This window comes from Blastocatellia bacterium (genome assembly GCA_035573895.1).
In the GTDB taxonomy this organism is placed as follows: domain Bacteria; phylum Acidobacteriota; class Blastocatellia; order HR10; family HR10; genus DATLZR01.
Window position 1 is genome coordinate 1 of sequence record DATLZR010000042.1, and the last position, 24,915, is coordinate 24,915.

21 protein-coding genes and 1 other RNA gene are annotated in these 24,915 nt (G+C 58.8%); 15 read left to right on the forward strand and 7 right to left on the reverse strand.

Annotation, left to right across the window (positions count from 1 at the left end; genetic code table 11):
• Positions 1 to 177: 177 nt before the first annotated feature.
• The 11 genes from VNM72_04775 (at position 178) to VNM72_04825 (ending at position 12,688) form a co-directional block, all read left to right on the forward strand.
• Positions 178 to 1,101: a hypothetical protein gene (locus VNM72_04775; protein HXF04713.1), complete on the forward strand. Its 924-nt coding sequence runs from the start codon at positions 178 to 180 to the stop codon at positions 1,099 to 1,101.
• Between the two features lie 241 nt (positions 1,102 to 1,342).
• Positions 1,343 to 1,714, forward strand: coding sequence for a hypothetical protein (locus VNM72_04780; protein HXF04714.1), 372 nt, complete (start codon positions 1,343 to 1,345; stop codon positions 1,712 to 1,714).
• Between the two features lie 119 nt (positions 1,715 to 1,833).
• Positions 1,834 to 2,427 carry a hypothetical protein gene (locus VNM72_04785; GenBank protein HXF04715.1) on the forward strand — a complete coding sequence of 198 codons (594 nt, stop codon included), beginning with the start codon at positions 1,834 to 1,836 and terminating at the stop codon, positions 2,425 to 2,427.
• A 559-nt stretch (positions 2,428 to 2,986) separates the two neighbouring features.
• Positions 2,987 to 4,579 carry a right-handed parallel beta-helix repeat-containing protein gene (locus VNM72_04790; GenBank protein ID HXF04716.1) on the forward strand — a complete coding sequence of 531 codons (1,593 nt, stop codon included), beginning with the start codon at positions 2,987 to 2,989 and terminating at the stop codon, positions 4,577 to 4,579.
• Entirely contained in the window at positions 4,579 to 5,529 is a 951-nt protein-coding gene (locus VNM72_04795) for a PHB depolymerase family esterase (protein ID HXF04717.1), read from the forward strand. Before VNM72_04790 ends, VNM72_04795 begins: the two co-directional genes overlap by 1 nt.
• Before the next feature lie 150 nt (positions 5,530 to 5,679).
• Positions 5,680 to 6,729, forward strand: coding sequence for a hypothetical protein (locus VNM72_04800; protein HXF04718.1), 1,050 nt, complete (start codon positions 5,680 to 5,682; stop codon positions 6,727 to 6,729).
• A 255-nt stretch (positions 6,730 to 6,984) separates the two neighbouring features.
• A complete protein-coding gene (locus tag VNM72_04805) occupies positions 6,985 to 8,469 on the forward strand; it encodes a pectin acetylesterase-family hydrolase (GenBank protein ID HXF04719.1) in 1,485 nt (494 codons plus the stop codon).
• Between the two features lie 127 nt (positions 8,470 to 8,596).
• A complete protein-coding gene (locus VNM72_04810) occupies positions 8,597 to 10,258 on the forward strand; it encodes a hypothetical protein (protein HXF04720.1) in 1,662 nt (553 codons plus the stop codon).
• Positions 10,259 to 10,517: 259 nt separating this feature from the next.
• The gene (locus VNM72_04815) at positions 10,518 to 11,489 is read left to right on the forward strand and encodes a hypothetical protein (GenBank protein ID HXF04721.1); all 972 of its coding nucleotides are present in this window, start codon (positions 10,518 to 10,520) and stop codon (positions 11,487 to 11,489) included.
• A gap of 629 nt (positions 11,490 to 12,118) precedes the next feature.
• Positions 12,119 to 12,433: a hypothetical protein gene (locus VNM72_04820; protein ID HXF04722.1), complete on the forward strand. Its 315-nt coding sequence runs from the start codon at positions 12,119 to 12,121 to the stop codon at positions 12,431 to 12,433.
• Positions 12,434 to 12,439: 6 nt separating this feature from the next.
• Complete coding sequence (locus VNM72_04825; GenBank protein HXF04723.1) at positions 12,440 to 12,688, forward strand: hypothetical protein; 249 nt, start codon at positions 12,440 to 12,442, stop codon at positions 12,686 to 12,688.
• Between the two features lie 557 nt (positions 12,689 to 13,245).
• Here VNM72_04825 and VNM72_04830 read toward each other — a convergent pair.
• From VNM72_04830 to VNM72_04845, 4 genes are all read right to left on the reverse strand, one after another.
• Entirely contained in the window at positions 13,246 to 13,575 is a 330-nt protein-coding gene (locus VNM72_04830; protein ID HXF04724.1) for a DUF5615 family PIN-like protein, read from the reverse strand.
• Positions 13,572 to 13,868 (reverse strand): DUF433 domain-containing protein, encoded by a 297-nt coding sequence (locus tag VNM72_04835; protein HXF04725.1) that lies wholly within the window; start codon positions 13,866 to 13,868, stop codon positions 13,572 to 13,574. The genes VNM72_04830 and VNM72_04835 overlap by 4 nt, the downstream gene beginning before the upstream one ends.
• A 92-nt stretch (positions 13,869 to 13,960) precedes the next feature.
• Positions 13,961 to 16,879, reverse strand: coding sequence for a protein kinase (locus tag VNM72_04840; GenBank protein HXF04726.1), 2,919 nt, complete (start codon positions 16,877 to 16,879; stop codon positions 13,961 to 13,963).
• 28 nt (positions 16,880 to 16,907) lie between these two features.
• Positions 16,908 to 17,459 carry a sigma-70 family RNA polymerase sigma factor gene (locus tag VNM72_04845; protein ID HXF04727.1) on the reverse strand — a complete coding sequence of 184 codons (552 nt, stop codon included), beginning with the start codon at positions 17,457 to 17,459 and terminating at the stop codon, positions 16,908 to 16,910.
• Positions 17,460 to 17,707: 248 nt separating this feature from the next.
• Between VNM72_04845 and tatA the strand changes: the two genes are divergently transcribed.
• The 4 genes from tatA to rnpB all read left to right on the forward strand — a co-directional run bounded on the left by tatA (position 17,708) and on the right by rnpB (position 20,894).
• On the forward strand, positions 17,708 to 17,959 hold the full coding sequence (gene tatA, locus VNM72_04850; protein HXF04728.1) for a twin-arginine translocase TatA/TatE family subunit: 252 nt from the start codon (positions 17,708 to 17,710) through the stop codon (positions 17,957 to 17,959).
• A 298-nt stretch (positions 17,960 to 18,257) separates the two neighbouring features.
• Positions 18,258 to 19,241, forward strand: coding sequence for a radical SAM protein (locus tag VNM72_04855; protein ID HXF04729.1), 984 nt, complete (start codon positions 18,258 to 18,260; stop codon positions 19,239 to 19,241).
• A 73-nt stretch (positions 19,242 to 19,314) separates the two neighbouring features.
• Positions 19,315 to 20,016: an amidotransferase gene (locus VNM72_04860; protein HXF04730.1), complete on the forward strand. Its 702-nt coding sequence runs from the start codon at positions 19,315 to 19,317 to the stop codon at positions 20,014 to 20,016.
• Positions 20,017 to 20,353: 337 nt separating this feature from the next.
• Positions 20,354 to 20,894: RNase P RNA component class A (gene rnpB, locus VNM72_04865), an RNA gene on the forward strand.
• A gap of 268 nt (positions 20,895 to 21,162) precedes the next feature.
• Here the strand turns inward: rnpB and VNM72_04870 are convergent.
• The 3 genes from VNM72_04870 to VNM72_04880 form a co-directional block, all read right to left on the reverse strand.
• Positions 21,163 to 23,205 carry a TonB-dependent receptor gene (locus tag VNM72_04870; protein HXF04731.1) on the reverse strand — a complete coding sequence of 681 codons (2,043 nt, stop codon included), beginning with the start codon at positions 23,203 to 23,205 and terminating at the stop codon, positions 21,163 to 21,165.
• A gap of 150 nt (positions 23,206 to 23,355) precedes the next feature.
• Positions 23,356 to 24,300, reverse strand: coding sequence for a carboxypeptidase-like regulatory domain-containing protein (locus VNM72_04875; GenBank protein ID HXF04732.1), 945 nt, complete (start codon positions 24,298 to 24,300; stop codon positions 23,356 to 23,358).
• 420 nt (positions 24,301 to 24,720) lie between these two features.
• A partial coding sequence (locus VNM72_04880) for an isoprenylcysteine carboxylmethyltransferase family protein (GenBank protein HXF04733.1) occupies positions 24,721 to 24,915 on the reverse strand: 195 nt, incomplete at its 5' end.

Consider the following 24,915-nt stretch of genomic DNA (forward strand, 5'->3'; position numbering starts at 1 on the left):
GCAAGAGCGTGAAACCGGGCGATCTGCGCGACACCTATCAGGCAAGGATGCTGGCCAAAGCTTGCTACGATCCGTCCAACCCGGAGGAATCGGAGGTTTTCCCGACCAGCGTCAAATGTGGGCAGTGATCGAGGCTTCGTCGGCACATTTCAAACAATCACGACACGGAGGTGCGTTATGAGAAAGGTGATCCGGTTCATTGGGTTGATCGCCTTCCCGGGAATCGTTTTCTCTCTCGCCGCCATTCGAGGCCAGGAGCACAAACCGGCCATCACGTATGAATCGTTGATGGATATGCGGTTTTATCCGGCCAGGGGCGGGTTTCTCGTTGAAACGTTAGGGGTGGTCTTCCCTCCGCCGGGAGATCCGCCGGCGGAATTGATCATCAGAAAATCCGGTGGCGAGACGGTTGGCAGGGTTCCCCTCAGACTTACCCGCTGGCCCAAGTGGCCGGCCTTCGGGACGCTCTCACCGAAAGGCGTTCCCGGTACGATTGACCTCGGCCAGGCGGGTGATTATGTGATGGCGGTTAAACTCGGCAACGAGGAAATTACAACGATGCCGTTCAGCTTGAAGCTGGAGGCCAGCGCCGATCCCTTCAATCCCAAGAAGACGTTTTATCGCGAAGGTCCGTGGAGTTCGCTGGCCTACCTTGCGGCTGCCACCGAAAAGCCCGATGACGCGCTGCGCTTCTGTTTCTGGGTCAGCCAGCAGGAGATTCCCGGAACGAAAAACAGGCAGCAGAAGGCGAGCGTCCACCTCCTGCGCGGCGGTCAGGAAGTCGCCTTCGCCAATGCGATTCTCGCCTGGGACGATTGGACCTTCCTGAGCCTCCAGCTCCAGGAACCTCAAAAGCGCGGATTCTGGCCGTTCAAACCGGCCATGCTCACCGATGGCAGTTACACGGTCGCGTACAAGGTCGAAGGCCGGACGATCCGGACCTTTTCCTTTCAGGTCAAGGGCGGCCAGATTCAGCGAATGGCGCGAAACCAGCTCGGCTACACGCCGCACAGCGACTTCCTCTCGCCCCGAATCATCGCCACCGTCAACCAGGATCCCATCATGCAGGACGTGTTCTGGATCAAAGCCGACGCCAAATGAGAGTAGCAACCTGCAATCAGGATGGTACTCCGGTTGTCGCACTGGAGATGGGTGATGGGTTGCGGATCGAAGAGGCCATCCTCAAGGTCATGAAAGACATGTTCCGGCGATTTGGTGACGCTCCCGAGGACGCGATGTTTTTATATCGGCGGTGGTTTGAACGTACTTTTTCTCGCCCTGATCGAGCTGTCGCTCCGGCCTTTAGATCAGACGATGATGACTGTTCGTCCGGTCAGCGACTATGGCGTCAATCGCGGCCTTTATAGCGGACCGCGCTCAACGCCGCATCAACATAGACATACGCTTCGATGCGTATGTGATCTCGAACCTTTGTCACAACGTCGTTTTGCTGGCGGGCTGGTCGGCGTTTGCTGCCCCCACAGTTTGTAGTTTCATTGTCGCGGCGCCCGCTTGGATCGCGGTGATCCTGCATCTCGTCGGGTTCCTCTCCAGCTACGGTGCCTTCATTATCATCAGCTCCGTTTACCGAGGGCACATCTACAGAGTGGTCAATCTGCCTCTGGCCTTGACCAGCTCCCTCGCGTTCGCCGTCTGGCCCGCGGGCGGCCGTGTGATTTATGGATGGTTCTTTGATCTTTATCTGAAAAGGTAAGCCTCATCTGGAATTTCTTTGCGTGTGCCCGCGCGAGCGTGAGCTTTTTCGCCGTCAATTCTTGCGTGTGGAGATGGGGGTAGAAAAATTCTCCCCCAACTCACATCAGGAGAAAAAGGATGAAAAACAATCGCCGTCAAACAACACCTCGCTGGCTCGGCTTGAGCATCTCGCTCATGACTCTGCTGAGCTTATCCGGTGGTCGCTGGACCACACCCCCTGACGTTGCTGCTCCGACAGTTCGGGCTGCTCAAGTGCCGTTACCGCCGGTGCCCTGGACGGCGGTCGCTTCAACGGGTGTGGTGGATGAGGAAAGCCTCAGCCGGTATGAGGCGACTGGCAGCAGCATCACCTACCGCTCGACATCGCCATCGCTCGATCCAATCGTTGTTCGCTACAATGTGACGAACCCCAGCCTCAACCAAGCGATTCCCGGCTGGACTCAACTGGAGCTAGGCTCGGCGGTGCCGGCGGCGGGCGGCGTCGTCTCGGCGACGCTCTTCCGCGTAGACCCTTGTACCGGAGAGCAGCAGGAAATCTGCACGACCACCAACGAGGGAATCAACCCCATGGGTACGTGTAAAATCTGCCAATTCCCGGCCAACGCCATCAACTTTTCGTCGGCAGTGGGTTTCCTCTACTATGTGCGCGTCGTGCTGGATCGTGCTGATCAACCGAATCCGCCGAGCGTCCACACGCTGCGGCTCCGGTGAAGGGTACCCTGGGAGTACCCCATGAGCGCTCGCTTCCAGCGGGCTCAAGCACGCCGGAGTCGTGCGCTCCTAAGATGAGCACGAAAGATGCATGCGCTCCCAAGGCTAAATAGTTTGAGCTTTTTCCCGTCGAATTCTTGCGTGAGGAGATGGAGGTGGAGCGAAATTCGCTTCATCCTCCCGTCATAGAGGGCGCTGAAGATGTTGAAGGATGTCTTCATGGAGCTGTGGCTCCGTATTCACCACCGATGAACACCGATGGACACGGATCGGTTTCCTCATCCGTGTTGATTGGTGTCCATCCGTGGTGATTTTCGGAGGAATCGCCCATGTGCTCATGCACGCCACGAAGGATGAAAATGGGTTCGCCAACGGATAAAAAGTGCCAACTGATGGTTGATCCGTTGGAACCTTTCTTCCGTTGCGCCAAGGGGATCGTCCGTGCGCAACGGCACGTAACGAATGAGGAGAATCTCGGAGTGCCTTAGGAGCGCCCGCTTCCAGCGGGCCCAAGCACGCCGGAGGCGTGCGCTCCCAGAGTATTTTCGGAGGAGAAAAAATGATGACACGTGTTTCTTTGCATCTACGACTTCTGTCCTTTGCGATGGTGCTTCTTGGAATCCACTCGGTGGCGCTTGCCCAGGATGAGCCGCCGCCCAAGACCATCATCACCGTCAACACGACGACTGATCCCTCCCCCGACATCCGTTACCGAACGTGTAGTTACAACAGCGGTGCGCTCTACATTGCCAGCACGCCGTGCAGCCTGCGCCGGGCTCTGATCGAGGCCAGCGGACGACCAACCACTGACCGGCCCATTCTCATTCAGTTCAACATCCCGACCTCGGACCCGGGCTATGATTCGGTCACCGGAGCCTGGACGTTGACGATTGACGGCGCTTTGCTCCCGCTCAGGAGAGATAACACGCTGGAGAAAATCGGTCAGGTGACGATTGATGGAAGCACGCAACCCGGCGGGCGGACCGATGGTCCCAGGATCATCGTTGACACGAACGGATGGTCGCTGGAGATTCAAAGCGAACAGAACACCATTCGCAACATCTCCTGGAAAGGGGGCGGCATCATCACGCTCAGCGGAGACAACAACGTCGTCGAGAACATCTGGATGGGCCTCACCGATGATGGCCAATCCCTGGCGCTCCGAACGCCGTCTGATCCGGCGCGTCTGGCGGGCGGAGGCATCCACGTGCGCGGCGCTAAGAATATCATCCGAAACAACGTCATCACCGGGTCCAAGAGCCGGGCCATCATTATCGAAGGCAGTAATAATGAGGTCAGAGGCAATTGGATTGGCACCCGAGCTGATGGGACCGTCCCGGACGTGATCCCGCTCCTCAAATGCCTCCGCAACCCAACCTACGAGCCGCTCAACTGGTACGGCGGCTGGGGCATTCAGGTCAGCGGCAGCAACAATCGAATCATCGGCAACCGCATCGCCGGATTGCATCAAACTCAGACGGCAAACGAAACGCCGCCGATGGCCCTGGAAATCTTCGGCACCAACCACACGATTCAAGACAATGTGATCGGCGTCGACAGCGCGGGAAAAGAAGTCGGCGTCTGTGGCCAGGGAATCAAAGTGGCCGGGACGGGCACGAAAATCCTGAGCAATCAGGTCGTGGGCAGTCGCAACGGATTTGAGAACACCCGCTCAGCCATTCTGGTCAATGACAGCTCGCCGATGTTCGGCCAGATCACCATCCGGCAAAACATCATCAAGGATGGACCGGCGCTGGCCATTGAAATGGGGCCGGCCATCCCGACGACGTTGAAGCTGTTCAAACCGGCCAAGATCACGAGCCTCAACGGACTCATGGTGACGGGCACCAGCGGCGACAACAGTCCCTGCCCGCTCTGCACTGTTGATCTGTACCTGGATGATACGGACAGCACCCAAGAAGCCTTGCAACATCTGGGATCAGTCCAGGCCGATGCCAATGGCAACTTCACGCTCATGCTGTCGGAGCCGCTGCCGGCAGGCCACGGCATCCGCACCGGGAGCACGACCTTGTTCACCGGCGTCATTGGCAACTATGGGGGTGGAACGAGCACCGCCCTGTCGGATGTTGTCTATCTCCCGGCGGCAACTCTGTCTCACACACAACTGAAAACGCAAAAAGGAGTGAGATAATGAGAAAGGATCACAACAAGCTAGCTCACCGCTGGCTCGGTCTGAGCCTGGCTTCAGCCATGCTCGGTCCGACGATGTTCGGGTCGCCGAGTGAGGCGCATCCGATGACTCTCACTCAGCAGGCGATGATCCAAACGATCACCGTGCCGTATGAGGGCGTTGACCGTTCGGTTTCCCTCTATGTGCCGACGGGCTACCGAGCGGGTACGGCGGTCCCGTTAGTCTTTGCGCTCCACGGCGGGGGCGGGGATGCCTCGATCATGTACGCTCCGGATCACCGCATTGTCGAGTATGCCGAGCGGGAGGGCTTCATCGCCGTCTTCCCCAATGGACTGCCCCGACCGGACGCACCGCCGAACAGCACGAACTACTATTGGCATGATCCGGTCAACATCGGATACATGAACCACCTGATTGATCTGATGATCGCGCGCTATACGGTAGACACTCACCGAATATACTTCATCGGCTTTTCCGGTGGAGCGCAACTCTCTTATAAGCTGGCTGCCGATCCACAGATTTCGGCGCGTATTGCGGCCATTGCCACGGCGGCCGGCAGCATCGGGTCAAAGTTTACAGATCCGCCGACGTCGCCCTGGGAGATTATTGATCCCTCCGCCTCCGGTGGCAGGCCCCTGTCGGCGCTGCTCTTGCAAGGCGGAAATGATCGGAAGCTCCCGGCAGAGGGCGGATTCCCTGAGGACTACAACGAAATCCAGCTCTCGTTCCAGGTGAAGGTGGATATCTTCCGGCTCTTCCTTGGAGCGACAATGAGTTCCCGTTTCACGCATCCATTGCTTCCCTCACGGGCGCAGGCGATGGCCTACACCAACCCCACGACGAGGCAGGCAGTCATCTCCATCCTTGACCCGGTGTTGGGGCATGCCTGGCCCGATTGGAATTACATGGGTATCATCTGGGACTTCTTCCAGCGGGTACCGACGCGATGAGCCTGGGAGCGCCCGCTTCCCACGGGCTTAAACACGCCGAAGTCGTGCGCTCCTAAGATGAGCACGCAAGATGCGTGCGCTCCCAAGAGCACGCCGGAGTCGTGCGCTCCCAGGGCTTGGTCATGAGGCGTGCGTAGAAAGGAGGGCGGTATGAATCGTAACATCGGAGGGTTCCTGACCCTGATCCTTCTGGTATTGTTGCTTGTGCTTCCGGCGACAACGCCGCAGGCGCGAGAGGGCGCGAACCAGCCAGCCACGGATCAAGATGCGCCCCCATCGCGCCCGCTGGGCAGCCTCCGGGTCATCTCCGGGCCAACTCCGTGCGATGGGCAGGAGTGTTATCAAATCGAAGTCACTTGCCCGGAGGTGGTAGAACCCGAGCGCGCCACACTGAAGGTGGGTCATCGTACCGGCTCCCCATCGCGAGGAACGATCCTGTTCATGACGGGCGCTCGCGGCACGGGGTTATGGGAGCGGTTCAGTCCGGACGCGCTGCGCGTCCTGGGAGAGCTGCGCGCGGCTGGCTTTCGCACCGTGCAGCTTCAATGGCTGCGCGGCTGGCTCGTGAGCGCGCCGGGACAACCGGAAGGTCAAGCGCGACTGGCGTGCCGACCGGCAACGGTCGCCACCTGGATCTACCTGATGCTCCACGACCGCGGCCCGACCACGGCCTTCTGCGCGACCGGTAATTCTGGGGGCGCTGCGCAGGCCAGCTTCATGCTGAGTCACTACGGACTGTCAGAGATTCTCGCAGCCGTCGTCGCCACGGGCGGCCCGCCCATGGGACGCATTGATCTCGGCTGCATTCGTGATGACCCGGCCAATCGCTCGCTCTGGTTTCCCCCTCAAGGTACGGCCCGCCTCATTGATCTGGGATTCGGATTTCCCGATGATGGAACCGGCCCCTGCAGCCGCAGCGATGCCTCGTTCCGCGAGCGATTTCAACAGGCCAGTATCGCCTTCGGCGATTGGCAGTACGTCTATCCAAAGACGATGGTCTGGTTCGTCTTTGGCCAGGATGATCTCACCAATGCTGTGCCGCAAGGGATCATCTACTACGAGCGGTTAAGGCAAGAGGGCTCGCCCTTGATTCGCATGGAGACCGTGCCCAACACGCCCCATGATGTGCCCAGCTCGCGTGAAGGCGCCGAGAAGGTTCGCGATATCCTGCTCAGTGAGTGCCGTCCACAGTGTCAGTAGGCTCAGGTGAGAAGTTGGTCATGGCCCTCAGGCGGCGCCCAGAGACAATGAAATTCAAGCCACAGATCAGTACCGATTCTCACAGAGCGAACCATCGGTGTGACGCCGTGAAAAATGTGGCTCCTTCCGGAGAAGTTCTTCAGGGAATCGCGGCTCCGCCCGAAAACGATGAAAGGCTGGGAGCGCCCGCTTCCAGCGGGCCCAAGCACGCCGGAGGCGTGCGCTCCCAGGCATTTTCGTAAGGAGGCAGACTGTATGGTGAATCAACATCCATTGAAAACGTTCATTTGCTCTCGCGCGGCGCGACGCTGCCTGTGGGGCTCCTTTCTTCTTCTCGCGGTGATGGCGCTGTTGGGCTTCAACGCCAGCACCGCTCAACAGCCGCCGGAGATTGACAACGCCCTTCCGTGTGGCCGAGTTGGAGAAGTCGGCGATATCGCGCAGGGTACGGCCCTGTTTCGAGTGGATGTCAATCTCAACGCCTTCCCTGACGCCGTCTGCAATGACGGATCGGGTGCCGTTTTCTATGTCCGGCGATATTCGAGTGAGGCCGACCGGAACAAATGGCACATCCACCTGCAGGGCGGCGGCGGCTGCCAGGATGGCCAATCGTGCGCCGAACGCTGGTGCAGCGCCGAGACCAACTTCGGCGCCGACAAGATGAGCACCACCTTCAGGCCACTGCCGCCCAGTATCCGGGGCACAGGTATCTTCCATCCGGACCCCCAGCAGAACAACTTCGCCGGCTGGAACCACGTGCTCATGTACTATTGTAGCTCCGACAACTGGTCCGGGACCGCTCGCAATGTGTCATTGTCGGTGACAGTGCCGGGCGGCAACACCATCCAATACCGAATCCACTTTCAGGGCGCGAACATCGTGGACGCCGTCATCAAAATGTTGCAACGGTTGCCGAGCGGTCAACCGGTCACCTACCAGAACGCTGAACGCGAGACCATCACGATGCCCGATCTGGACGAAGCCACCCATGTTCTCTTCTCCGGCACGTCGGCAGGATCGGGCGGCGTCCGACATCACGCCGACCGGCTTGGGCAGATATTGCGTCGGGACAACGTTCAGTGCCAATCTGGCGGGAACTGTCCGCTCGTGTATCGAGCTGTGATTGATGCTGGATATGGACCGAAATTTGAAAACCTGAACTATACGAACTTCGTTGACTGTCTCAATCCTCCGAACCTGTGCAGTTACACAGCCCTTATGCAGCACCAATGGAATAACGTCTCGATGGGCATGTATAAAGCGCAGGTGGATCAATCGTGTGTCGAGTGGCACAGGACCCGTCAGCCCGGCACCGAGTGGAAATGCGCTGACCTGGAGCACGTGATGGAGAACCACATCACCACGCCGTACTTCGTGCGCGCGGACCTCCAGGATGAGCTGAAACGAAGAAACTTTGTGGAGTACGGATTCGGCACGGAGGCTGACTACGGTCAGGCCACCTATAAGGGCCTCCTCAACCTGCCCAATCTCGATAGTTTTGCCGAAGAAGGGAGCGTCATGAGCGGCGGACCGCCCTTGGCGGCGCCGGGCATCTTCGGTCCCCAATGCACGCACCACGTGGGCCTGACCAGCAATCAAGCATTCTTCAATGTGAAGGTTTCCAGCGGTGGAGTTCCGTACAGTGCTCATGACGTTTTGTGGAATTGGTGGAGGGGGCAGCAGCCGCGGCAAGTCGTCTATCCCTACACCGGACCGGGGCCGGCGCCCAATTGCCCATGAAAATCAGATTGCGCAACAAGAGGATGATCTTGTGAACGACGAATCAAAACGACTCAAAGGCGAAGGATCTAAGCCAATCCTTGTTCTGTCCGTTGCTCTCCTTCTCTTAGTGGGCGGTGGGATTCCCATGGCATCTGTTACATCCGTAGAGCAACCGAGGACTCATACGGTGACCGTCAACGCCGACGGCTCGTTCTCGCCTCAGGTGATTTCTATTCACGACGGCGACACGGTCGAGTGGATCCTCAACGACCGGACCGACACAATTATCCCGGTTAACCTGATTGAGCCGCTTTCGGCTATCTGTTCGGCCTACAAGCCGTACGACCCTGCTGACCCGAATGAGTTCACGGGACCCATGCCTCGCGCTCCGTCCGGCATCTTCACGTTGGGCCCGGACGGACCAGGCTTCGTCATCGAGACAAAGGACGACCCGAACGCGTCTTGCGATTATGATCGGTCTCCCGCCAGTGTAGGAAATCAGTACCTGTGCGAGACGGGCGAACCCTACGCGACTATGGACTGGACGTGGCAGAACCCGAACATCACAGGAGTGTTCATCCGGCTCCGCTGGAACGAGGTGCATCTCGGGCCAGGCGTTTTCGACTGGACGGCGATGGATCGCGAGATCGAGAAGGCCGTCCGAAATGGCAAGATGTATATCCTCTCGTTCAAGGCCGGCTCAAAGGGCACGCCTGAGTGGATTTTCGACCCAGCCATTGCCGGGGCAACGGCCGTCAAGCGGCTGACCTTCCAGGATGGCGGCGACGATGTAACTGACTGTGGTACCGTCATGGATCTGGGCAGCCCCGCCGACCCGAACTATCGCCTCCATTACTTTGCCCTGTGGAAGGCGGCGGCGCGCCACATCCGAGAGCGCAACGCCTGGTATCGCGCCCTGGCCTACATCAAGCCATCAGGCGCGAACCTGTTTACGCACGAGAACCGGCTTCCCAATCGCTGCGAGCCTAACTGCCCGATCTGCAACCCGCAGGTTTGGGCTGAACAAGGCAACTACACCCCGAAAGCATTGTATGAGTTCTACAGCCAGCAAACGGCGTTGCTGGCCGCCGAATTTCCCAACAAAGACATGAGTTATGCGCTCATCCAGGCCGGGTTCCCGCTGGTGAATGACAAGGGCGAGTACAGGGAGCCGCTGACTTCGCCTCTCCCTCGCGGCACGGAACAGACGGAAACGATCCTGGCTCAGGGCGCGCGTGAGCACGGCCTTCGCTTTGTCGTCCAGCATAATGGACTGGGCCCAAAACCTCAGGACCGGACGCCGCCTCAGCCCCCGTGCCCCAACGAGGGTATCCACCCGGCTGTGGGTCCCTTTGCTGGCGCTGGCTCAGGATGCCCCAACAAATGGGTCCTGGAAGCGGGCGAGCGCGGTCAGGTCACCGGTTTCCAGACCAGCAACGCGGAGGGCGTTGGCAACCCGATTGAGTTGGAATCAACGCTCCGGAATGCCTGGGATAATTCGGATGCGATCTTTGTCGAGATCTACGAGCAACGGTTCTGGGAGGCGGAGACCGCCGGCCCGGTCCTCACCCCCAACGGCTCCGGCCTGACCATTGGTCAGTGGGCGGAGCGGTTTCACCAACGGCGGAGGGATTTTTGGATCCCCCGTGGATTGCCGGACCCGTTTCCGCTCGTGCATCGGCACACGTTCAAGCGGACCATTAACTCGCCAACTGATCCTCAAGTTCTTTACTACATCAATGGTTCCAAATGTGGCAAGGGAGGGAGCGCGAACTACGGCGTGATTCAAATCTTGCCTAACCCGTAGGGTTCGGTTATGTGCAGTCGCCACGTCACCAATGATGAAAACTCCTGGGAGCGTCCGCTTCCAGCGGGCTTTAGCACACCGGAGGCGTAAGCTCCCGAGATAGGACGCAAGATGCGTGCGCTCCCAGGAGCACACCAAAGGCGTACGCTCCCAGGGCGAATAGCTTGAGCCTTTTCACGCTGAATTCTTGCGTCTAGAGATGAGGGCAGAATAAAGCCTGCTCCGTGACAGAAACCCGTGACAGAAAGGAGAGAGTGTAATGAACTTTTCAGCTTGTATTTCAAAATCCACCCTGTTGCTGAGCTTTGGGCTGGTGTGTCTGTTAGGCCATGGTGCCAAGGCGCAGGTGCCGCCGGTCTTCACTAACGCGGCCTTTGAAGGCCGGTACGCGGTCTCCCTCACGTTCGGCGCCAACAACGGGGCTGGCCTGGGGGTTGTGACCGCCGATGGAGCCGGCAATCTCCGTGACGGCTCGCTGCTCCTGCACGTGCCGACCCAGGATGGGGAAGGCCAAGTGCTTCGTGGCCAGCTTCAGGGACAGTACCACATCAACCCCAATGGGACAGCCATTCTTATGGCCCAATTTACGTTCCCCAATCAGACCTTGAATCGGGTTTTCGACCTGGTGGTGCGACGAGATAATGGGGTCTCCCGAATCATCGAGCTGTTTGGCGCCGTGAGAGAGCGGTCGGATTTTGTCCCCGGCGTCGGGGTCACGATTGAGCTGAGGCGGCTGCCGGCCCCAAGAGGGTTTGACAACGCCAGTCTCGATGGCCCCCTGTCCTTTGAATTGAGCTTCGAATCGCAGGCGGCCATCGGCTTTGGCATGGTGACCGCTAACAAAGCGGGCCATCTCGTTGACGGTGTGCTGCTCTTGAATGTGCCGGGGCCTGATAGAGAGCGGGAGATTATCAGAGGCCAAGTTGAAGGGACCTATACGGTGAACCCCAATGGAACGGTCACGATGAACCTGGTGTTTTCTTTTCCGGATGGACGATCCGTGGAAGGAACTTTTGATCTGATGATCACAGAAGAACAACCGTCCGGCCCGGCCAAGCAAGGCCGCCCACGAATGGCCAGAAATCTGATGGGAAGCCCACGAGGGTACTTTGACATCTTTCCTCCTACCATGTTTACTGAACTATCTAGTAAGACGCTTCAACAACGAAGACTTCGTGGCCGGGTGAATCGGATCATCCTGATGCTCACGTGTGAAGATCCGAATCCTTGAACCTCTGATCGAGGTTGCGAGCCGACACAATGAGCGACCACGAATGGGGTAAATGTGCCGCCTCTGTAGCGATGGGGGCGGACATCGGTGCCCCTCTCAGGTGAACTTTCTGAGCGGAATGTGAAGATTTCCGCTGATGAGGTAGTGCCGGTCGGTGCCGCCGTTCATGCAGAGGATCTCTCTGTCCCGGTATTCGGAGCGCGCGTCGCCGGGCCCGCGTGGCATGGGCATCGTCCGGGAGCGTCTGGGAGCGCCCGCTTCCAGCGGGCTTTAGCACGCCGGAGGCGTAAGCTCCCGAGATAGGCACGCAAGATGCGTGCGCTCCCAGGGCTAAAATAGTTTGAGCTTTTTCGCGCCGAATTCTTGCGTGAAGAGATGAGGGCGAAAAGATTCTGCCCCAATCGACAACGCGGGGAGGAAGTATGAAAAAAATACATTTCCTAGTGGCCGTTGTTTTTGTTTCACTCTTGCTCATGCCCAATTCTGCTTCCGGAGAGTTGGATGATATCCGAGATTGTACTCCTACTCGAGAGGAAGATATTGGGGCGGCCGTTGATGCGATCGTGAGGAATTGGGATGATTTTGAGTTTTTTGTGGAACGGGAAACTGGTTTCAATATCAAAAGTTGCATGCGGAACCGCTTCGAGGAGAACGGGATCGTCATTTGTGAGAGTTCCGACACGGGCAGTTGCAACGGTGCGGTCGCCTGGGCCTCGCCGTTCACGAAAAAGGTTCATCTGTGCCCTAGCTTATTCCGCAATGTGGATGCGATATCGAGAAAACCGGATCGGCGCGCCTGCTACGCGGCCATCCTGACGCATGAGTTTGCTCACTCCTGCGACCGGTTTGAGCCCGGAGCGGATCGGCTCGACGAAGCCGCGTTCGATTGGTATGCTTCGACGCATGATCTAACCATTACCAAGACGGCTTGCGGGTTTAATTAACTCAACGTGAAAATCGAGTCGCTGTCTTCCCGGGTGGTGGGCGGATTCAACGAGGATTTCGACGCTATCGAGCTCTCGTTTCAGGTGAAGAAGATGGATATCTTCCGGCTCTTCCTTGGAGCGACATTGAGTTCCCGTTTCATGCATCTATTGCTTCCCTCACGGGCGCAGGCAATGGCCTACACCAATCCCACGACGAGGCAGGCGGTCATCTCCCTCCTTGACCCGGAGTTGACGCATCGCTGGCCCGAATAGAATTACATGGGCATCATCTGGGAGTTCTTCCAGCGGGTACCGACGCGATGAGCCTGGGAGCGCCCGCTTCTAGCGGGCTTAAGCAAACCCGAGGCGTAAGCTCCTGAGATAGGCACGCAAGATGCGTGCGCTCCCAGAAGCCTCACTTCGCCAGTGCCGCATCGCATCGGGCGAGGGCGCGAGTAGTCTCATCATTAAGCGCTCATCACCACCTTCTGAATGACGACGCATGTCACTTTTACTGGCGAACGTGAGTGATCAATCACCCTGAATCCGGGCCGTTAGGTAATAGTTGCGTCCGTCAGGGCGCAGAGGTGAGTCGGCCTCAACCGCACGAGGTCCGAAGGACCGGCCGGCTCGCCCGGTCCTGTCGCCCCGTCGGGGCTCGCAGAGTTTTGGCTGGAGGGCCGGTTCATGCCCTCATGGGCGTGACTCTTGCCTGTCGCCTCTTCGAATCTGTCTCTTTCACTCTTGCGACCTCCCGCGCGACCAGTAATTCTGACATGCGTCGTCTGAATGAGCACCCCTTGACAGTGAAGTTGACCGCGTCTGCTTCTTCATTGTTCCCCTTTAACTTCGTAAACCTGCCCTGGCTGTACGTTCACGAGCGTTCTTTCAACCACCGGAACCAGAGGGCGTAAATCTTCAAGAGTGATCCCGCCTGCAACCATCACGACCACAGCGATGGAACGCCCTTGAAGATTTTGTTGATAACGAAGGTTCTGATCAACCGTCAGCAGTACTTCAAATCCAGCCTCTTGCGCTTGATCCAGGAGTTCCCCATTTTTGAGCGCCTGCCACCCCATTTCGCGGACAGTTTTGATTTCATGGTGGGGAAACTCTTTTTTGAGAGGTTTGGCCACACAATGGTCAAAGAGAATTTTCACGGTTGTGGGAGTCCTTCCAGGAGGCGATCACAGGCTTGCTTCAGTGCGGCCACCGCTTCGTCGCGGGGTACACCTTCAAAATCCTCAAGGAACTCATCAAGACTCTTGCCCTTGCTCAGATACTCGAAAAGGTATCTCACAGGCACTCGCGTCCCAACAAAGCAGGGCACTCCACCAAGCCGTTCCGGGTCAATGGAGATAATCGCTGCACGAGCGTCTGACGGCGGAACAAGCTCAGTTGTCAGCTCCGCATCCCCCGCGGATGTTTGCTCCACAAGCTCTGCTTCAGGCATAAGGCACTCCCCTTTCAAAACTATCGCTTTTGAAGGATACCCCCTTCGTCTTGATGAGAGCAAGAGGAGGGAAGCAGATGCTGACCTATTCTTTATTTCCGCCTTGCCAGCGCGGCATTGCATCGGGCAAGGGCGCGAGTCGTTTCTTCAGGTTTGCTTGCATATTCCGGCGGGAGCACGCCCTGGCGCTGGATTTCCTGCCAGAGTTCCAAACTGCGCTCATAGGCGTGACGGGCGTCGCGCCAGTGCTGTGACCTCTGACGCGCGGGCGTACCGGTTCGTCGGGCCAGCCTCTCGTAGGTTTGGCCGATATAGAAGTGGCTCATAGCCAATTGCCTCCGCATCGGTTGGCTCGTCGAGCCGTAAGTCGGGGCGCGCTCGACAACCGCCACAGCTCGACGGAAATAGTCGAGGGCCGTCATCAGGTCACCCGTCTTGAGGAGAATTTCGCCGACGTAGTTGTATCCTCGCGCCAGACGTGGGGCCGCTTGCCAATCGTTGGGATTGGTCTGCATTAATGCCTCAAAATACTGGAGCGCGCGGCGGTGGCTGGCGAGCGCGTCCGACAGGTCGCCTGCCTGCGCCTGTGCGGTGCCGAGATTCTGGTAGTCGTTGGCGAGCAAGCGACGCGCCGCCTCGTTCCTCAGATCGGCCCGCGTCATCGCTTCGTCCAGACTGAGAGCCTGGCGAAAATGCTTCACGGACTGAACTAGATCACCTCTGATCAAGAACACCCGACCCAGGCGCGTGTGGCGAGCTGCCAGATCCATTCGCGCTTGCATGTTGTTAGGGTCAGCAGCGACCAAAGCTTCGGCCGACGCCAGCAACTGACGGTACAGCGCCAACGCTTTCTCCACCTCTCCTCGTCTCTCCAGCCAGTTGGCGAGCGCGTCCTGAGAGCGCATCAACGCCCGGCGCGCCCTCACGCTGGTCGGGTCAGCCGCCACCCTGCTCTCGGCCAGGGCAACCGCTCGGCGCGCATGTGGCTCGGCGTCGGTCAGTTTGTCGTTGGATAGCAGAACATCGGCCAGAGTTTGATGAGTTTCCTGAAGTTCGGCGCGAAGCTCGATGTCCGTCGGACGAGCTGCGCAGAGCGCTTCGCGGAGCGCGAGCGCCTTGCGGTAAAGCTCGATGCCACCGGCGTTGTCGCCCAGATTCGGCGAGCGCGGCCAGGCTTTGATGTCGCCCATCCTGACATAAGCCGCCGCCAGTTTCCGGCGCAGCGCGACATTCTCCGGCGCGCTGGCCGAGAGTTTCTCCAGCACCATCATGGCTTGCTGGTAGTTCCCGGCGGCACCGGTTACATCGCCCATGTCTCGAAAAATCGTGCCGATTCGGTCGTAACTTTCAGCTAGCTCGCTTTGCACTTCGACATTAGCTGGTTCGGCCCTGGCGAGCGCCTGGCGAATGGTGAGCGCCTTGCGATAGCTCGCCAGCGCGCCGCTCATGTCGCCCAGATTCGCCACTCGACTGTTCCCCTGCACATCGCCGATCTTGATGTAGGCCGCGGCCAATTCGCGCTGCAACGTTCTATCGCCGGCGGCTTCTTTGGCCAGACTATCGAGATACTCCAGCGCATCTTTAACCAGGCGCTGGCGCACCAGCGTCGCCCCCGGCAAATCGGCAATCGCATCGTGATAGTCAAAAACGACCGTCCGCGCCAGCTTCCGGACCTCGTTGAACCGCCGTTCGGCCCGCGCCCGCTGATGATTGATGGCGATGATTGCCGCCACCAGGATCCCCACGATCGCCACCGCGGCGGCCACCCCCGCCTTGTGCCGACGGATGAACTTCCCGGCCCGGTAGCTGAGCGTCGCCGGCCGTGCGATTACGGGGAGACCTTCCAGATGCCGTCGAATGTCTTCTGAGAACTGTTCGACCGAAGCGTAGCGCCGTTCGGGCTCTTTGCAGAGCGCCTTGAGCACGATGTTATCGAGATCGCCTTTCAACCGACGACGCAGTTTCTCGGGACTCCCCTCGCGCGTCTGGCTGACCGATTCCGGAGTCAGGGTGAGCCGCGATGTGCCGTCCGCCGTTCGGACCTCCTCGATCAGGGTCACGGCGGTGCTCGGCTGTCTCGGCTCCTCTTCGAGCACCGCCCGCATCAACTCGTGCGGCGACTCGCTCGTGACCCGATACGGCTTATGACCGGTCAGCAACTCATAGAGAACGACCCCGAGCGAATAGACATCGCTGGCCGTCGTGATCGCGTCCCCCCGAATCTGTTCCGGACTGGCATAGGCCGGCGTCATCAACCGCAGCGCGGGCGATGTCTGATCCAGCGTCTGCGCCGCCAGCTCCGGCGTCAGGATCTTGGCGATGCCGAAATCCAGCAGCTTGGTCTTCCCCTCTCGGCCGACCAATATGTTGCTCGGTTTGATGTCGCGGTGGATGACCAGTCGTTGATGGGCGTACTGCACGGCAGCGCACACCTGCCGGAAGAGGCGGAGCCGGTCTTCGGTGCTTAGTTTGTGATCATCGCAATACTCATGGATCGGCAGGCCCTCGATGTATTCCATCACCAGGTAGGGCGCTCCGTCTTCGGTCGTGCCGCCGTCCAGCAGTCGGGCAATGTTCGGATGATCGAGCGAGGCGAGAATCTGCCGCTCATTGCGAAAACGATGCAGAACAAGCTCGGTATCCATCCCCCTCCGAAGGAGCTTGATGGCCACCTGCTGCCGATACTCATCAACCCGCCGGGCCAGATAGACGACGCTCATGCCGCCCCGTCCGATCTCGCGCACAATTTCGTAGGGGCCGAGGCATCGCCCGGCCATCCGCAGCTCATCCGTCGGGGTCTCGGCCACCGTTGCCGCCGCTTCCGCCCGCACATCGGCCAGAGGGTCATCTGCGCCCGGCGCATCTTCGTAAGCGAGCAACGATTCGACTTCCGCCCGCAGCGCCGCATCCGATCCGCAGGCTTCGTCGAGAAACGCCGCGCGTTCAGCCGGAGATCGCTCCAGGGCATCGGCAAGGAGAACCTTGATACGTTGCCATCGCTCGGGCGTCATAATCGTCGGTGCTTTTCTCGTTGGCCAACTACTTTGCCATTTGCCGTCGCAACCAGAGCCTGGCCGTCGCCCATTCGCGTTTGACGGTGGTCGGTGAGACATTCAGGATTTCTGCGGTTTCTTCGATGGATAGCCCACCGAAAAATCGCAGCTCGACGATTCGGCTCTGTCGCGGATCAAGCCGTTCCAGCTCCTTCAATGCCTCGTCAAGCGCAACCACGTCAAGCTCGCGCTCTCCACTCAAACCGAGGGCATCGTCGAGCGTGACCGTCTGTGCGAGGCCGCCGCGCTTTTGCGCTCTTCGGCGGACGGCGTAATTAACCAGGATGCGCCGCATCATCTGGGAGGCGATGCCGAAGAAATGGGCGCGGTTTTTCCAGGTCACCGAGCGCTGGTCAATCAGCCGGAGATAGGCTTCATGCACCAGTGCCGTCGCTTGCAGCGTGTGGTCCGGTCGTTCATAGCGGAGATGGCTCCGCGCCAGCTTCCGCAATTCATCGTAGACAAGTGGCATCAGTTGATCGAGCGCAGCCCTGTCTCCCTGGCTCCATTCGATGAGCAACTGAGTGATGGACGCCACCGCTCACCCCCATCATTACCTTGCGGTAACACTATAGCCCGGCCAGAAGCGCCAGGCAAGATCGCGAAGCGACGTATTTCCGGGCCATTTTCAATCCTCGACATGAAGTTCGCGCATCTTCGGCTCCCGGTGCAGCTTCTCTCCTGTGCCACGGGTGAACTCCACAAGGGGAGAAGTCCCCGCTCCCTTTTGACTTTCCTCTCCCGGAGGGACTAAAATTGGCCTGACCGTTGAGGAGAGAAACAGCTATGGTGAGCTTCGTCTTTGGGAACCTGGGTCTGCCGGAACTTTTGATCATCCTCTTCATCCTCATTCTGTTGTTCGGTGCGAAGCGATTGCCCGATCTCGCTCGCAGCCTCGGACAGAGTATTCGTGCCTTCAAGGAAGGAACTGCTGAGGTCCGGCAGATCGAAAATAAGCCAGCAGGCCAACCCCTCTACTCGTCAGCGCAAGCGACAACTCCGTCAGAAGCGCCGACAAAGTCGGGGGACTCGGCGTAATTCGCGGTGGGTGAGAGATCGAAAGGCGCTCTCCCTCCACACCGATGATGCTGCTCGCCGGGAGGGTGGGGATCTGACCACTGGTATTGAGAGTTACGGGTTTGCAACATAAACGGAGCTGCCGAGCCAATTCTCATTCCTCCCCGTAAAATCTCCGGTTGAACCGGGTTCTTCTTGGCCTCTCCGGGTGGAGGCGACGCGCAAGAGAAAACCCCTCTTCCGGAGGCACGATCAAAGCGACTCCCCCACCTTCTGGGAAAGGTGCTAGAATAGACGAAGCATATTCGGGAAAAAGGTCATGAGTGCGTTGCGCCAGAGCACATCGTTCCGCATCTCGTCCAGAGACTTTCAACCGGCCTATCGTCGTCTCTACGAATCGGGAGAGCTGGCCGAGCGTGTTCAACGCGCTCGGGCGCTTCTGGAATCATGCACGGCCTGCCCCCGACTCTGTCGCGTGAACCGGCTGGAAAACAAAACAGCCGTATGTCGCACCGGGCGTTATGCCCGGGTCAGCAGTTATTTTCCTCACTTTGGCGAGGAGGACTGTCTGCGCGGCTGGCGCGGCAGCGGGACGATCTTTTTCTCCATGTGCAATCTGCGTTGCGTCTTCTGCCAGAACTACGACATCAGCCAAGGGGGGCAGGGACGCGAAGTGCGTCCCGAGGAACTCGCCGACATGATGATTGAGCTTCAGCACCGGGGATGCCACAACATCAATTTCGTCACCCCCGAGCACGTCGTTCCCCAGATTCTGGAAGCCCTTCCACTGGCCATCGAGCGGGGATTAAACATTCCCCTCGTTTATAACACGAGCGCCTACGATTCGCTGGAGAGCTTGCGGCTGCTCGATGGCATCGTGGATATTTACATGCCCGATTTCAAATTCTGGGACCCGGAGATGTCGCTCCGCTATGTCAAAGCGCGAGATTATCCCGAAGCCGCCCGGCAGGCGATTCGAGAAATGCACCGGCAGGTGGGTGACCTCGTCTTCGATGAATACGGACTGGCGAAGCGAGGACTCCTGATTCGCCATCTGGTGATGCCGGGAGGGATCGCCGGAACCCGAGAGATCATGCGCTTCATCGCCCGGGAGATTTCCCCCATGACCTACGTCAACATCATGGCCCAGTATTATCCGGCAGGTCGGGTATCGAGCGAGAAATACCCGGAGATTAATCGTCGGCTCAGACTCTCGGAGTATGAAGAGGCTGTGCGCATTGCTCACGAAGAGGGTCTCTTCCGCCTCGATTCACGGGAGCGCCGTTGGCCTGCCTGGGGATGATGCAGATTTATGAGATCCCCCTACCCAGCAGGCCGTGGCGAGAACCGATACCTGCCATCGAAAGGAGAGGTATATGCGAGCGCACTACTTCCAGCATGATCCCTGTGAGGGGCTTGGCAGCATTGAATCCTGGCTTCAATCGAAAGGCTACACGATCACGGGCACACGCTTTTTTGAATCGGCCTCCTTGCCGGTTCCTGAGGAGATTGACCTGCTCATCATCATGGGAGGCCCGATGAGCGTCAACGATGAAGACCAATTCCCCTGGCTCATTGAGGAGAAGCAGTTCATTCGTCACACGATTGAGCTGGGGAAATCCGTTCTCGGCGTCTGCCTCGGTGCTCAACTCATCGCCAGCGCGATGGGGGCCCGCGTTTATCCCAACCACACAAAAGAAATCGGCTGGTTTCCCATCACGGCAGTCCCCGCAGCGAGTGACGGGGTTTATCGGTTCCCCCCACTGGTGGATGTCTTTCACTGGCATGGGGAAACTTTTGATCTCCCTCCGGGAGCCGTGCACCTGGCCCGAAGCGACAACTGCGAAAACCAGGCGTTTCAACTGGGACGGTCCGTCCTTGGCCTTCAGTTCCACCTTGAAGTCACGCCGGAGATTGTTCGAGAGATGGTCGTGCACGGCCGTTCCGAGCTTGTGCCATCGCCTTCTGTACAGTCCGAGGAGGAGATCCTTGCCGCACCGTCTGAAAAATATCAGGCGATCAACCGGCTGATGGGCGACATCCTTGCATTTCTGCAAGGGACGAGGATTCCCGGATGATCTCACGCGAGGCCGTCGGGAACCCGCTGACGCGCGTAACGTGAGCAATTTCGCTATTGCATCCAGTGCGACGACTGAAAAAGAGGAGCAGCTCGCTTCGGCTGCGAAGTAGTGAGAGAAGGTAGCCTGAGACGTCAGCTCCAGGGTGGGGGTCTTGAGCAGAGGTGCGTCAGCAGGAGGTGACACGTTCCTTCGCTCTTGCTCTGGATATCATCTGTCGCCCTTCGGCAAGTGCTCGCGGTGAATCAATTTTCCCCTTTTCTGCTTGCCCCGCCGGTGGCCATCTCCGCTGCCCTTCTCCCCTCCCCGTAACAGAGGCTATAATTGTTGACGGTTTGGGGAGAGCCGGACGGTCGCTGGCAGCTCGGGCAAACGTCCGATGCCGCCAGAGGAAAGTCCGAACACCGCAGGGCAGCGGGCTGGGTAACACCCAGGCAGGGCGCTCCAAGTGAGCGTCCTGACGACAAGTGCAACAGAGAGCAGACCAGCCGATGGCTCCCCGGGCCCTGAGCTTGGGGAGATCAGGTGATGGGTGAAACGGTGGGGTAAGAGCCCACCAGCAGGTGTGGTGACACACCTGGCTAGGCAAACTCCCCGCGGTGCAAGACCAAATAGGAAGGCGCTCACGAGGATGGCCCGTCCCAGAACTGCGGCGGCGGCTCGACCGACAACCAGGCGACGAGCGTCGTTGCCCGTCAGGGTTGTGCCGCCGTAGCAGTCGCGCCTTCGGGTAGGTCGCTTGAGCCTGTCAGTAATGGCAGGCCCAGAGGAATGACCGTCATCCGGGTCCGGCAGAGCGCGAGACTGTTTCGCCCCGAACAGGATTTCCGCTTCTCACGGCCCGGAAACAGAATTCGGCTTACAGGCTCTCCTCAAACCGGCCCGAGGAACTGAACGCCACTCCAAAGAGAGTTTCCACACCAATGATGGATTGCGGAGGGGTGGATTTCGGGTTTACAGCTCCCGATTCCGTAACCAGTTATGGGCAATTCATGAGGGGGTATTAAGCGGGCGCTGGCGGAGTGGAACTAACGGTTTACCCCCCATTTCGGATGGGCCACCGGCACAAAGAGACGGAGCAAGAAAAAAAGGGCACCGGCCCGTCGCCGAACCGGTGCTCCAAGCGTTAGGGGGAACAAGGTTGGTTCAGAAGAGAAGCTTCAAGGCAAATTGAACCTGCCGGGATGAACCCGAATCACCCGGCGGGAAGCGCGTGTTACTGATCCGTCCAAAGACCGTGCTGCCGACCTGAGCCACTCGACCGGGCTGGCCGAAATTCGCGTGGTTGAAGATGTCGAAGAACTCGGCCCGAAATTGGAGTTTCACAGTCTCGGTCAGCCTGGTCGTTTTCAGCAGCGAGAAGTCGGTATTGTTGAAGCCCGGACCGATGATGACATTGCGACCGAGATTCCCGAAGTGGAAGACCGTTCGCGTGCCATCGAGCGAAACCGGGAGAACGAAAGCCGCGCCCGAAGGACATCCGCGCGGATCGCGCGGATCGCACACGACCGGTGAAAACCACTGATTGGGATTGCCGGTCACGGTCACTTTGCCCACGACGTCCGGTCGGATAGAGGCGACACCGGTAAAGGCGGCGACATTGGCCGCCCCGATCGAAGTGCCCGGGATGGCAAGCGCGTTCCCGGCCAGGATATTGACCGGATTGCCGCTTTGCAACTGAGTGATGCCGGAAATCTGCCAACCCTCAAGCAACCGGTTGCCCCGCAGCGGCAGCTCGTAAATCCAACTGATGACGAACCGATTCCGGGCATCGAAGTCCGACAGCCCCCGATCATTGCGGATGTTGAAGCTGTCCTGCACTACAACGCCCTGGCTGCTGAGCGAGTTGTAGTCAATGGACTTGGACCACGTATAGGAGGCGTTAAACTGAAGCCCTTTAGACAGGCGCTTGGTCACGCTGACCCACAGGGCGTTATAGGATGAGTTTCCGGCACTATCTACCATTGTGATGTTGCCCACAGCCGAGCCCGGAAGGATCGGGCTGGTGGCCGAGAGCGTCGGATAGATGCGCACGCCATTGCGAATCTGGTTGATGTTGCGGGCGATGCGCAGGTGCGTCCCCTTGGATCCGACATACCCCACCATGACTCCCAGCGTGGGCGTCAGCTCGCGCTGAATATTGAGGTTCCAGGACTGGACATAGGCATTGTTGAAATCGTGGTTGATCGTCCCCGGAGCGAGTCCGGCTGCCCGGGCCACCGTCACCGCGTTATCGAAGCGGATTGTTCCTGTAAACGTCAGCGGTGTGGCCAGGGGTGGATTGGCGGCCGTCGGCGTCACCGAGTTCGTCACCGGCTGATCGGCCAGAATCGCGTAGGCCACCCGCACAGCCGTCTTTCCGTCTTTGAAGGGATCCCAGACCAATCCCAGCCGGGGCTGGAAGTTGGTTTTCTTCGCCTCGTATAACTCGTCAATCCCCGATCCGATCCGCACGAGCGATCCGCTGACCGGATCAAAGACCACGAACCGGTTGAAGCGTTCAGTCGGCGTGGTGAAGAGATCGTAGCGGAAGCCCAGCTCGAAGGTCAGATTCGGTCGGGCCTTGTACGTATCCTGGATGAATAATCCCAGAGCCCCCGTGGCAATGGCGCTGGAGACATCGCCGAGCGTGACGGTGAAGGCATTGGCTTCGCCGCGCAGGAAGCTGTCCACATTGGCGAAGGTGAACGTCCCGATGTTTTTGGCGAAGTTGTTGTTGTAGAACCGGCGAAACTCCCCACCCAATCGGAGGGAATGATCGCCGCGCAAATAGCTGGCCGTGTCGGAGAAGACGACCGTCGTGTCGCCCCGCCCTTGAGGAAATCCCGCCGGACCACCGAAGTTCAGCCCGATCCCACCGATGGTGATTTGCGGCAACCCGATCGGTTCACGAATGCCGTTGTTGATACCGAAGTCGACGGGGTTGACCTGGACATTCGGGGTGAAGGTGATGTGAATACGATTGAATCCGAAGCGGAACTCGTTGACCAGATTGGGACTGAACGTGTGAATCTGATTGAGGGTGAAGATCTGACGCCGCGCCTGACGGGTATCGCCAAAGCCCGGGATGGTGTTGCCCTGGAGCGTCGGTTCCTGGCGCTTGTCCCGTTGAATCGCATAGTAACCATGCAATCGGTCGCTCGGTCCCAGAACGGCGTTGATGTCCTGGGTGTATTGATCAATGTCCACCGGAGCCGTCGCCGAACCCAGGAATAAGGGTTCGCCACGTGCGCCTGTCGCGTTGGCCCGCGGGATCAACTCGATGAGCCGTCGGGCCGTTGGATCGGTCGCCCGTGCCCGCTCGGCCTCGGACAGGACGATGCTGTTGATGGGAATCCCCTACCGATGACGCAGCCCCTCATAGGTCGAGAAGAAGAAGGCGCGGTTTTTGAGAATCGGCCCACCGACGGCAGCCCCAAAATTATTCCGTTTGAACGGAGCCGGTTCTCTGCCGTCGAAAAAGTTGCGGGCATCCAGGGCATCATTGCGGAGAAAATTGAAGACCTCACCGTGAAATTCATTCGTCCCCGACCGCGTCGCAATATTGACGATGGCTCCCGAGTTCCGACCGTATTCGGCGCTGAAGGTCGAATTGTTGACCTTGAACTCGGAGACAGTGTTGATGGAGGGCTGGAACGTGATCTGGTTCTGCACCATGTCGTTGAGGTTGATCCCGTTGATCATGAAATTGACGGTGTCCTCTCGATTCCCCGCCGTGTTGAAAGCGAATGACCCCTGGCCCCGTAAAGGAGCCGTCAAAAATCCGCTCTGTGGAGGGGTGACCGAACCGGGGATGAGCAGGCCGAGATCAACAAAATGGCGCCCATTCAGAGGGATCTCTTGCACGAATCGTTCGGTGATGACGTGACCGACAGTGATGGTGGCAGATTCGACCACCGGAGCTTCACCGATAACCGTGATCTCCTGAGTCACGCCCCCAACTTTGAGCTGAAAGTTCTGAACGACGATCTGGCTCACATCGAGCTTCAAGTTCGTAATGGCGATCGTCTCGAAACCGGGAGCTTGAACCTCAACCCGGTAAAGACCAACCGGCAGGGAGGCGACTTGATAATTACCCGCCGCATCGGTTTGCGTCTCCCACTCAACGCCAGTGGCCTGGTTTCGGACGATGACCTTGGCGCTGGGAATGACGGCTCCCGAGGGGTCTGTCACCGTCCCTCTGAGCGTGGCGGTGGATTGAGCCCCCACGGGGATGACAAAGACCGTCAGCAGGACGGCGAGCCAGCCCACCGTCACCCCACGGATAAACCTCTTCTGGGGCATAGAAGTCCTCCTCGCAATCGTGATAATGCGCTGCCTGTCTCTTTGTGACCGCATGTGCCTTCCCTCAGCTCGTACGACCAATCATCCCACCTCTCGTCTCCAGAATCGAGGCAACTTACGGTCGCACACTGAAGTCACTCGCCGATGTGCAATTTTCGTGCCAAGAACAATCTAAGCCTCGATCTCGTTGAAGCATGAGGAGTTGCAGGAAGAGGGCTTTTTGAGCGGACGCTGGTCTTTCCATTTTTTCGGAAGGAGCATCCGAAAATTTGGAAACCCCTGGTCGGAATCACGCCGTCAGCCACCCGGGGGTCATCCCAAGGTCGCCGAGGTCATGCCCATCCCCACAAGCGCACGACAGGCCGCGATGCAGGGACAGACAAAAAGCTGGAGTGCCCCCAGCGTCCTACCGGGATTCGATCATTTTGCAGTGGAAGAGCTGCGGAAGACTCTGGGGAAAAACCGACCCGTCACCTTCTGATAGGCGGCGTACTCCTGACCATAGCGCTGGAGCAGCACGCGCTCTTCTTCTCGCGCCCGAATCGCATTGCCCAGCACGGCTGCGATCACGCAGACCAGAAAGAACCACGAGGGCACGAGCAAAAAAGTTCCCAG